General features: G+C 73.1%; 8 protein-coding genes. 6 read left to right on the top strand and 2 right to left on the bottom strand.

The genetic code is table 11. The features are described from left to right. Window positions 1–95: 95 nt before the first annotated feature. A complete protein-coding gene (serB, locus tag AC07AL_RS18835) occupies window positions 96–1,352 on the bottom strand; it encodes a phosphoserine phosphatase SerB (protein WP_363589438.1) in 1,257 nt (418 codons plus the stop codon). Between the two features lie 212 nt (window positions 1,353–1,564). On the opposite strand from serB, the gene AC07AL_RS18840 reads away from it, so the two are divergent. The 3 genes from AC07AL_RS18840 (at window position 1,565) to AC07AL_RS18850 (ending at window position 6,206) form a co-directional block, all read left to right on the top strand. After that, window positions 1,565–4,150 carry an ABC transporter ATP-binding protein/permease gene (locus tag AC07AL_RS18840; protein ID WP_363589440.1) on the top strand — a complete coding sequence of 862 codons (2,586 nt, stop codon included), beginning with the start codon at window positions 1,565–1,567 and terminating at the stop codon, window positions 4,148–4,150. Between the two features lie 228 nt (window positions 4,151–4,378). Beyond that, window positions 4,379–5,536 (top strand): GAF domain-containing sensor histidine kinase, encoded by a 1,158-nt coding sequence (locus tag AC07AL_RS18845; RefSeq protein WP_363589454.1) that lies wholly within the window; start codon window positions 4,379–4,381, stop codon window positions 5,534–5,536. Then, window positions 5,529–6,206, top strand: coding sequence for a response regulator transcription factor (locus AC07AL_RS18850; RefSeq protein WP_363589442.1), 678 nt, complete (start codon window positions 5,529–5,531; stop codon window positions 6,204–6,206). Before AC07AL_RS18845 ends, AC07AL_RS18850 begins: the two co-directional genes overlap by 8 nt. Before the next feature lie 44 nt (window positions 6,207–6,250). Here the strand turns inward: AC07AL_RS18850 and AC07AL_RS18855 are convergent, their stop codons facing one another. After that, window positions 6,251–7,054: a hypothetical protein gene (locus tag AC07AL_RS18855; RefSeq protein WP_363589444.1), complete on the bottom strand. Its 804-nt coding sequence runs from the start codon at window positions 7,052–7,054 to the stop codon at window positions 6,251–6,253. A 148-nt stretch (window positions 7,055–7,202) separates the two neighbouring features. Here AC07AL_RS18855 and AC07AL_RS18860 point away from each other — a divergent pair, with 148 nt between their 5' ends. From AC07AL_RS18860 to AC07AL_RS18870, 3 genes are all read left to right on the top strand, one after another. Beyond that, entirely contained in the window at window positions 7,203–7,994 is a 792-nt protein-coding gene (locus tag AC07AL_RS18860) for an ABC transporter ATP-binding protein (RefSeq protein ID WP_063349636.1), read from the top strand. A 155-nt stretch (window positions 7,995–8,149) separates the two neighbouring features. Next, window positions 8,150–8,560, top strand: a complete 411-nt coding sequence (locus AC07AL_RS18865) for an NfeD family protein (RefSeq protein ID WP_363589456.1) — start codon at window positions 8,150–8,152, stop codon at window positions 8,558–8,560. Window positions 8,561–8,570: 10 nt separating this feature from the next. After that, window positions 8,571–9,620, top strand: a complete 1,050-nt coding sequence (locus tag AC07AL_RS18870; RefSeq protein WP_363589446.1) for an SPFH domain-containing protein — start codon at window positions 8,571–8,573, stop codon at window positions 9,618–9,620. Window positions 9,621–9,751 lie beyond the last annotated feature (131 nt).

The raw sequence follows: 9,751 nt of genomic DNA on the forward strand, positions 1-9,751 counted from the left end.
TCTTTTCTTGCGGGCTTTTTCTTCCCCCCCCCTCCCCCCCCTCCCCCCTCCCCCCCCCCCCCCCCCCCCCCCCCCCTCGTGTGCGTCTTCGGGCTCTACTCGGTCAGGCTGCCGTCCACCGCGTCGGCCGCCTCGACCTCCTCCCGGGTGATGCCCAGCAGGTACAGCACGGTGTCCAGGAACGGCACGTTGACGGCGGTGTCGGCGGCCTCGCGCACCACCGGCTTGGCGTTGAACGCCACGCCCAGCCCGGCCGCGTTCAGCATGTCCAGGTCGTTGGCGCCGTCGCCGATCGCCACCGTCTGCGACAGCGGCACCTTCGCCTGCTCGGCGAACCGGGCCAGCCAGCGGGCCTTGCCCGCGCGGTCCACGATCTCGCCGACCACCCGGCCGGTGAACTTGCCGTCCACCACCTCCAGGGTGTTGGCCGCCGCGAAGTCCAGCCCCAGCTCCTCGACCAGGTGGTCGGTGACCTGGGTGAACCCGCCCGACACCACCGCGACCTGGAAGCCCAGCCGCTGGAGCGTGCGGATCAGGGTGCGCGCCCCCGGCGTAAAACGGACCTCCGCGCGCACCTTCTCGGTCACCGAGGCGTCCAGCCCGGCCAGCAGCGAGACCCGGGCCCGCAGCGACTCGGCGAAGTCCAGCTCGCCGCGCATCGCCTGCGCCGTCACCTCGGCGACCTCCTCCTCGCAGCCCGCGTGGGCCGCGAACAGCTCGATCACCTCGTCCTGGATGAGCGTGGAGTCGACGTCCATCACCACCAGGCGCTTGGCCCGGCGCTCCAGCCCGGCCGCGACCACCGCGACGTCCACCCGCTGGGTGGCCGCCTCCTGGGCCAGCTCGGCCCGCAGCTCGTCGGTGGCCACACCGGACACGGCCAGCTCGACCGCCGTCACCGGGTACTTGGCGAGCCGGAACACACGGTCGATGTTGCCGCCCGCCGCGGTGATCCGGGAGGTGAGCGCGGAGACGGCGGCGGAGGTCAGCGGATTGCCGAGCACGGTGACGTGCGAACGGCCCTCGCGGCGCGGCCGGTTGTCGCCGATGCCGGAGAGGATCTCGGCCTGGAGCTTCTGCTCCTCCGCCCAGCGGTGCACGGTGGCCCGCAGTCCGCCCTCGGCGCCGGGAGCGGTGGGCGGGGTGACCAGTGCGCAGAGCGTGATGCGGCCACGGGTCACGACCTGTTCGATGTCGATCACGTCGACGGCGAAGCCTGCCAGGGTGGCGAAGAGGCCGGCGGTGATGCCGGGGCGGTCCTTGCCGAACACCTTGACGAGCAGGGTGCGCTCGTCCGCGGTCCGGGGCTGGGCGGCGGGGAGGGGCTCAGCGGCCAGGGGCGATGCGTTCATGGTGCCTCCCACGCTACCCGCCGGCCGGCGGGCCCAGAGCACCCGTCCCACGTCGCGGACGGGTGCCGGGTAGCAGCCTGGTCACAGTCACCCGGGGCGACTTCTATCGGCGGTCAGCAGGCTGGAATGATTCCCCCCGTCAGTTTCGGAAACATCGCACCCCTGGTCGGGGGCACAATTCGGGGGAACCGAGAGAGCGGGGCAGGCGCACAGTGCCGCAACTCGTCATCGATATCAACGGACAGCAGCGGACTCTGGAGCCCGGGCGGTCCTACACCATCGGGCGCAACCCGCAGTCGGACTTCCCGTTCGACGACGCCAGGGTCTCCTGGAACCACGGGACCATCACCTTCAACGGCAGCGGCTGGCAGCTGGACGACCACGGCAGCACCAACGGCACCTACACGGCCGGCGCCCGGACGACGCAGGCCCAGCTGTTCCCCGGCGCCGTCGTCAACCTCGGCAACCCGGAGAACGGACCCCGGCTCGGCTTCTCCGCGCCCGCCCACGCCGCCCCGCACGCCGCCGCCCCCCAGGCTCCCGCCTGGCACGAGGCCGCCACCAGCCGCAGCGCCGCGCCGACGCCCCAGCCGCCGGCCCCGCAGCAGGGCTGGTCGCCGCAGGCCCCCTACCCGCCGCAGCCCGAGCAGGCCTGGGCGGGTCGGCCCCAGCCACCGTTCCCGCACCAGCAGCACCCGCCCCAGCCCCAGCCCCAGCAGGGCGGCTTCCCGCAGCAGCAGGCCTTCCCGCCCGCCCCGCAGGACGGCGACGGCCCGCAGCCGACGATCATCCGCAACCTGACCGCCGCCATGCGCACCGTCCGGATCGGCCGCGCGCTCGACAACGACGTCGTGGTCTCCGACCTCCAGGTCTCCCGCCACCACGCCGAGCTGCGCCAGCTCCAGGACGGCCGCTACGAGATCGTCGACCTCGGCAGCCACAACGGGATCTTCCTCAACGGCCAGCGGGTGCAGCGCCAGCTGATGGGCCCGCAGGACCGGCTGACCGTCGGCCACTCCAGCTTCGTCCTGGTCGGCGACCAGCTGCAGGAGTTCGTCGACACCGGCGCGGTCTCCTTCTCCGCCCGCCACCTGACCGTCGAGGTCGAGCACAAGGGCGCCAAGAAGATCCTGCTCGACGACGTCAGCTTCGGCGTCCCGGAGAAGTCCCTGGTCGCCGTCATCGGCCCGTCCGGCTCCGGTAAGTCGACCCTGCTGCGCGCCCTCACCGGCTACCGCCCGGCCGACCGCGGCGAGGTCCTGTACGACGGCCGCAACCTCTACAAGCAGTTCGCCGAACTGCGCTCGCGCATCGGCCTGGTGCCGCAGTCCGAGATCCTGCACAAGGAACTCACCGTCCGCACCGGCCTCAAGTACGCGGCCCAGCTGCGCTTCCCCGGCGACACCGAGGCGCGCGAGCGCGCGGCCCGGATCGACGAGGTGCTGTACGAGCTGCGCCTGGACAAGCGCGCCGACAACAAGATCACCGCGCTCTCCGGCGGCCAGCAGAAGCGCGTCTCGGTCGCCCTGGAACTGCTCACCAAGCCGTCGCTGATCTTCCTGGACGAGCCCACCTCGGGCCTCGACCCGGGCATGGACCGCGAGGTCATGCAGATGCTGCGCGGTCTCGCCGACGACGGCCGCACCATCCTGGTCGTCACCCACTCGGTGGCCGAACTCGCGCTCTGCGACCGGCTGCTGGTGATGGCGCCGGGCGGCGCGGTGGCCTACTTCGGCCCGCCGGACGAGGCGCTGCACTTCTTCGGGTACGAGACCTGGGCGGACGTCTTCCAGGCCTTCGAGAACTACCCGGACCACGACTGGGCCGGCCGCTACCGCGGCTCGGTGCACTACCAGCAGTACTCCGCCCCCGACGTGGAGTCGGGCGAGGTGCAGCACGCCCAGGTCGCCCAGGAGGCCGTCCGGCCGCCGAAGCCGCAGAGCTGGGGCTCCCAGCTGTGGACGCTGATGCGCCGCTACATGTCGGTCCTCGCCTCGGACCGCGGCTTCCTGGCGCTGTCGGTGCTGCTGCCCGCCGTCATCGGCGCGGTCAGCGTGCTGGTCCCCAACGGGGCGGGCCTCGCGCCCAATCCGAACACGCAGCTCCACCTCAACAGCGGGGCCGCGACGATCATCATGATCCTGGCGATCGGAGCCTGCTTCTCCGGAGCGGCCAACTCGGTCCGCGAACTGATCAAGGAACGGGCCATCTACGAACGGGAACGGGCCACCGGGCTCTCCCGCTCGGCGTACATGATGTCCAAGATCATCGTGCTGGGCTTCTTCAGCGTGATCCAGGGCGCCATCGTCGCCGCGGTCGGCTTCCTGCCGCGCAAGCTCCCCGAGCACGGCCTGATCGTCAAGGACCTGCCGATCATCGAGATGACCATCGGCATGATCCTGCTCAGCTTCACCGCGATGATGTTCGGCCTGATGATCTCGGCCCTGGTCAAGACCGCCGAGAAGACCATGCCGCTGCTGGTCATGTTCGCCATCATCCAGGTCGTCTTCACCGGCTGCCTGTTCCAGCTCTTCGGCAAGCCCGGCCTGGAGCAGGCCGCCTGGCTGATGCCGGCCCGCTGGGGCACCGGCATCGTGGCCACCACACTGGACCTGTCCAAGCTCATGGGCCCCTGGAACAAGGACTTCCAGAACCCCCAGTACGACCCGCTGTGGACCGCCAGCGTCGCCCAGTGGGCGATCGACGCGGGCGCGCTGATCGCGATCTCGATCGTCATCGGCGTCATCGTCACCCGGCTCCAGCGCCGCCACGAGCCCGAGGTCATGCAGAAGGGCTGACCCCCTTCGCCCCGCCCGACGAGGGGCGGCTCTCCCATCACCCGGAGAGCCGCCCCTCCTCCATTGCGCGGGCCCCGAGACCTAGGTCCCCGGACCTGCGCCCACCCCGGCCGCGGACCGACGCGGCGGCGCCCGCGGCGGCGGTAGTTTGGCGGTATGCCCAGCACGCCCAGCGACCACCGGAGCCCGGCCGGTCCGCACCTCGACCTGCGCGGCCCGGCCCGCCCGATGCCCGGCTGCGACCCCTGCCTGGCCGGCATCGAGGCGGTCAGCCAGGCGCTGCTCGCGATGAGCCGGCACCTGGAGGTCCGCGAGGTGCTGCGCCGCATCACCGCCTCCGCCCGCGACCTGCTCGGCGCCGAGTACGCGGCTCTGGGCGTGCCCGACGACCACGGCGGCTTCGCCCAGTTCGTCGTCGACGGCGTCACCGACGAGCAGTGGCGGGCGATCGGCCCGCTGCCCCGCCAGCACGGCGTCCTCGCCAAGATGCTGCACGAGACCGGCCCCACCCGGCTCGCCGACGTCCGCAGGGCCCCGGCCTTCGGCGGCTGGCCGGCCGCCCACCCCGAGATGGACGCCTTCCTCGGCATGCCCATCCTGGACGCCGAGGCCGCCGAGGACGAACCGCAGGTCACCGGCGTCATCTTCCTCGCCAACAAGCGCGGCGGCGGCCTGTTCACCGACCACGACGAGGAACTGCTGCGGATACTCGCCGCGCACGCCGCCCTCGCCCTCTCCAACGCCCGCCTGTACGAGCGCAGCCGCGAGCTCACCCTGGCCGGCGAACGCGCCCGCATCGCCCACGACCTGCACGACGCCGTCGCGCAGAAGCTCTTCTCGCTGCGGCTCACCGCCAAGGCCGCCGCCACGCTCGTCGACCGCGACCCGGCCCGGGCCCGCGCCGAACTCGCCGAGGTCGCCCGGCTCGCCGCCGAGGCCGCCGACGAACTGCGCGCCGTCGTCGTCGAACTGCGCCCCGCCGCCCTGGAGGAGGACGGGCTGAGCGCCACCCTCGCCTCCCAGGTGCAGGTCCTCGACCGGGCCCACACCGCGGACGTCGCCTTCGCCGCCGACGGCGTCCGCGCCCTGCCGCCCGCGCAGGAGGCCGCGCTGCTGCGGGTCGCCCAGGAGGCGCTGCACAACGCGCTGCGCCACTCCGGAGCCGGCCGCGTCACCGTCACCCTGGCCGGCACGCCCGCGCGCGGCGCCGTGCTGCGGGTGCGCGACGACGGGCACGGCTTCGACCCCGAGTCCGTCCGCCGGGCCGGGCGCCACCTCGGCCTGGCCTCGATGCGCGACCGCGCGGCCGCCGTCGGCGGCACGCTCACCCTGGAGTCCGCCCCCGGCCGGGGGACGCTCGTCGAGATGGAGGTCCCCGGTGCCTGACAACCCGCCTGACAGCACGCCGTCGATCCGCGTCCTGCTGGTCGACGACCACCAGGTGGTCCGCCGCGGGCTGCGCACGTTCCTGGAGGTCCAGGACGACATCGAGGTGGTCGGGGAGGCCGCCGACGGGGCGGAGGGCGTCGAGCGCGCCCGCGAACTCGACCCCGACGTCGTCCTGATGGACCTCAAGATGCCCGGTGTCGACGGCATCGAGGCGCTGCGCACGCTCAAGGGCGAGGGCAGCCGGGCCCGGATCCTGATCGTCACCAGCTTCACCGAGCACCGCACGATGGTCCCCGCGCTGCGGGCCGGCGCCGCCGGGTACGTCTACAAGGACGTCGACCCGGAGGCGCTGGCCGGCGCGATCCGCTCGGTGCACGCCGGCCACGTCCTGCTCCAGCCCGAACTGGCCGAGGCGCTGCTCGCCGACGACGGCCCCCGCGCCCCGCAGGGCCGCGGCGGCACCCTCACCGAACGCGAGCGCGAGGTCCTCGGCCACATCGCCGACGGCCGCTCCAACCGGGAGATCGCCCGCAGCCTGCACCTGTCGGAGAAGACGGTGAAGACCCACGTCTCCAACATCCTGATGAAGCTGGACCTGGCGGACCGCACCCAGGCGGCCCTGTGGGCCGTCCGCAACGGCGAGGCGCGGGACGGCGGCCCGTCCTAGCGGGCCCCGTGTTCAGCGGTCCGCGTCCTGAGCGGGCCCCGTGCTCAGCGGTCCTCGCGCTCGTCGACCAGCGCGTTGTACGCCGCCACCTGCGCCCGCCGGGCGGTGCGCCGCAGCGGCGCCAGCACCGCCTGCCGCGCCGCCATCTCGGAGGCGCTGACCGCCGCGCCGTGCCCGCCCGCGGCGATCGCCAGCAGCGCCGACACCTGCCGGGCCGACTCCAGCACCCGCACCGCACGCGGCGGGTACCCGGGCGCCAGCAGTTCGGCGTGCCCGCGCCGGCGGTACGCCTCCAGCGCCCGCAGCGCCTCCGGTCCGGCGCCCGCCACGTCCAGCCGGGTCAGCAGGAGCGTCGCCTCGCGCAGCCCGTCGGCCAGCTCCCGTTCGGCCTCGTGCAGCGACGGGACGTCGGCCGGCGGTGTGTCGTTGGTCTCAAGGCAGCGCCACAGCACCGTCGCCGAACGGTCCCCGGCCGGGCCGAACACCTCCACCTCCGGCACCAGTCCGAGCGGGACGCCCACCGCCAGCACCGCCTCCCCGACGCCCATCGCCGCTTCGTTGAACGGTGCCGGACCGGTCAGCCCCAGCGGGTGCCCGGCGGACGGCAGAGCCAGTCGCAGGCCCTTGACCCCGAGCACTCGGAGCCGTCCCAGCGCCCAGGTGAGGCCGTGCCGTTCGCCCGGCCCGTCCCCGGGCAGCCCGGTCACCCGGTGGCTCTCGTCGTCGCCCAGCACGGCCGCCGCGGCGTTGTCCGGCGGCACCAGACCGGCCAGCAGGGCGTTGCCCCACGCGGTCAGCCGCCCCGAACGGGGTTCTTCGTACGGATTGTCGGGAGGAGTCGCGAGCATCCGGCCAGCCTACGGAATCGGCGGTCATCCGCGTGGCGTAGGTTTGCCCATGCGTGTGCGGCGCACCCACCCCGTGCCCACCGGCTGCCGGAGTAGGCTCGCCGCCCGCACCGACGGCCGAAATTCTTGTATTGGGGAAGGCGTAGGCATGAGCGACGTGCTGGAGCTGGTGGACGTATCCGTGGTCCGGGAGGGACGCGCGCTGGTCGACCAGGTCTCGTGGTCCATCTCCGAGGGGGAGCGCTGGGTCATCCTGGGCCCCAACGGCGCCGGGAAGACCACCCTGCTGCAGATCGCCGCCACCTACCTGTTCCCGACCGCGGGCAAGGTGTCGGTGCTGGGCGAGAAGCTGGGCGAGGTCGACGTCTTCGAGCTGCGCTCCCGGATCGGCCTGGCCGGCGCCGCCATGTTCGACAAGCTGCCGGCCGAGCAGACGGTGCTGCAGACCGTGCTGACCGCCGCCTACGGCATGACGGTCAGCTGGCAGGAGACCTACGAGCAGTTCGACGAGTCCCGCGCGCTCGCGCTGCTCGACCGGATGGGCATGTCCAACCTCACCGGCCGCAAGTTCGGCACCCTCTCCGAGGGCGAGCGCAAGCGCACCCTGATCGCCCGCGCCCTGATGACCGACCCCGAGCTGCTGCTGCTCGACGAGCCCGCGGCCGGCCTGGACCTCGGCGGCCGCGAGGACCTCGTCCGCCGGCTCGGCGCGCTCGCCCAGGACGAGTTCGCCCCGGCCATGGCGATGGTCACCCACCACGTCGAGGAGATCGCGCCGGGCTTCACCCACGTCCTGATGATCCGCCAGGGCAAGGTGCTCACCGCCGGTCCGATCGACACCGAGCTGACCGCCCGCAACCTCTCCAAGTGCTTCGGCCTGCCGCTCACCCTGGAGCGCCACGGGGACCGCTGGTCCGCGCAGGGCCTGCCGCTGGGCTGAGCCCCCGCCCGCGCCCCGCCCGCGCCTCGCACGCTCCGATGTCGTCGGGTTTCCGGGGACCGGTCGCACGCGCGACCGGTTTCCGCCCCTCGACCTGCGGGAACTGTCCGCCTCGAAGGCCCTTCGCTCCCTAGGATGGACACGTGGACAGCTGGATCTGGTGGCTCCTGGCCGCCGTCGGGCTCGGCATACCGCTGGTGCTGACCGCGATGCCGGAGTTCGCCATGTTCGCGGTCGGTGCGCTGGCGGCCGCCGGCGTGGCCGGGCTGGGCGGAGACGCGGTCTGGCAGACCCTGGTCTTCATCGCGGTCTCGGTCTCGCTGCTGGTCTTCGTCCGCCCGATCGCCTACCGGCAACTGCGGCAGGGCCCGCACATCAAGATGGGCATCGAGGCGCTCCAGGGCGCCACCGCGGTCGTCGCGGAAACCGTCGACGGGGAGGGCGGACGGATCAAGCTGAACGGCGAGATCTGGTCGGCCCGCGCGCTCCACCCGGACAGCGTGTACCAACCGGGGCAGCAGGTCGACGTCGTCGAAATCCAGGGCGCGACCGCCCTGGTCATCTAGGGGAGAGTCCGTGGAACCCGTCCTTATCGTTTTGGTCGTCCTGGTCGTGGTGGCCTTCATCGCGCTGATCAAGACGATCCAGGTCATCCCGCAGGCCAGCGCCGCGATCGTGGAGCGCTTCGGCCGCTACACCCGGACGCTCAACGCAGGCCTGAACATCGTCGTCCCGTTCATCGACCGGGTCCGCAACCGGATCGACCTGCGCGAGCAGGTCGTGCCGTTCCCGCCGCAGCCGGTGATCACCCAGGACAACCTGGTGGTCAACATCGACACGGTGATCTACTACCAGGTCACCGACCCGCGCGCGGCCACCTACGAGGTCGCCAGCTACATCCAGGCCATCGAGCAGCTGACCGTCACCACGCTGCGCAACATCATCGGCTCGATGGACCTCGAATCCACCCTGACCTCGCGCGAGGTCATCAACGCCGGTCTGCGCGGCGTCCTGGACGAGGCCACCGGCAAGTGGGGCATCCGGGTCAACCGCGTCGAGCTGAAGGCGATCGAGCCGCCCACCTCCATCCAGGACTCGATGGAGAAGCAGATGCGCGCCGACCGTGACAAGCGCGCCGCGATCCTCACCGCCGAGGGCCAGCGGCAGGCCCAGATCCTCAAGGCCGAGGGTGAGAAGCAGGCCGACGTGCTCCGGGCCGAAGGTGAGGCGCAGGCCGCGGTGCTGCGCGCCGACGGTGAGGCGGCCGCGATCCGGACGGTCTTCGAGGCCATCCACGACGGCGACGCCGACCAGAAGCTGCTCGCCTACCAGTACCTGCAGACCCTGCCCGAGCTGGCCAAGGGCGACTCCAACAAGCTGTGGATCATCCCCAGCGAGGTCGGCGACGCCCTCAAGGGCCTCGGCGGCGCCTTCGGCGGGCTGACCGGCAACCCCGGCGTCAACGGCGGCGCGGTCGCCGCCCCGAGCGTCCCGCAGGCGGCCCCCGCGGCCACCCAGGTGCCGCTCGACCCGGCGGCCGGCCCGCGCCCGGTGGACACCGAGAAGGGTGCCGCCCGCCCCCGGGTGGACCCGGCCCGCGAGTACCGCAAGATCGACCCGGAGTGACCGGCTGAACCGTCCGGCCCGGGGGGGGGGGGGAGGGGAGGGGGGGGGGGGGGAGGGGGGGGGGGGGGGGGGGGGGGGGGGGGGGGGGGGGGGGGGGGGGGGGGGGGGTGGGGCGGGGGGGGGGGGGGGGC

The organism is Kitasatospora sp. NPDC043949 (assembly GCF_056435365.1).

Coding starts and splice junctions, on each gene's coding strand:
- serB (WP_363589438.1), bottom strand. CDS start 1,352: ATGAACGCATCGCCCCTGGCCGCTGAGCCCCTCCCCGCCGCCCAGCCC.
- AC07AL_RS18845 (WP_363589454.1), top strand. CDS start 4,379: ATGCCCGGCTGCGACCCCTGCCTGGCCGGCATCGAGGCGGTCAGCCAG.
- AC07AL_RS18855 (WP_363589444.1), bottom strand. CDS start 7,054: ATGCTCGCGACTCCTCCCGACAATCCGTACGAAGAACCCCGTTCGGGG.
- AC07AL_RS18860 (WP_063349636.1), top strand. CDS start 7,203: ATGAGCGACGTGCTGGAGCTGGTGGACGTATCCGTGGTCCGGGAGGGA.